At 68.6% G+C, this 405-nt stretch carries 1 pseudogene; it reads right to left on the reverse strand.

Going from position 1 to position 405, the window contains the following annotated elements:
• A pseudogene (locus A3728_RS23725) lies at nt 1-405 on the reverse strand (disulfide oxidoreductase); the annotation flags it as partial.

Consider the following 405-nt stretch of genomic DNA (forward strand, 5'->3'; position numbering starts at 1 on the left):
TCGGCGGGTTCCGCCGGGGTGGGCCGTTCCACGATACCGCCCTCGGGCTGCCCCGCCGCAACGTCCATTACCGGTTTGTCGGGCGCATCGTCCGCCGGGGTATCGTTCACCGGGCCGTCGACCTTTTCCGGCACCTCGGTATCGGCCCCGGGGTCCATCATCTTGTGGGTGCCGTCATGGGGCACGGCCTTATCCACCGGCTTGACCTTGGTGCGTTCGGCCTTCTCCGCGCGGTAGCCGAGGCCTTCCATCAGGTCGGCGAACTGCTCCAGCGTCATGCCGGTGATCGACAGCATGTCGGCCTTGGCCTCGAACCCGCCGCGCGAATCCTCGGCGCGCAGCATGTCGGCCAGCCGTTCCAGCATGTCGATGCGGATGGCCCGCTTGCCCGCGTTGCGGTAGCCG

This window comes from Sulfitobacter sp. HI0040, assembly GCF_001634885.1.
Classification (GTDB): Bacteria; Pseudomonadota; Alphaproteobacteria; order Rhodobacterales; family Rhodobacteraceae; genus Sulfitobacter.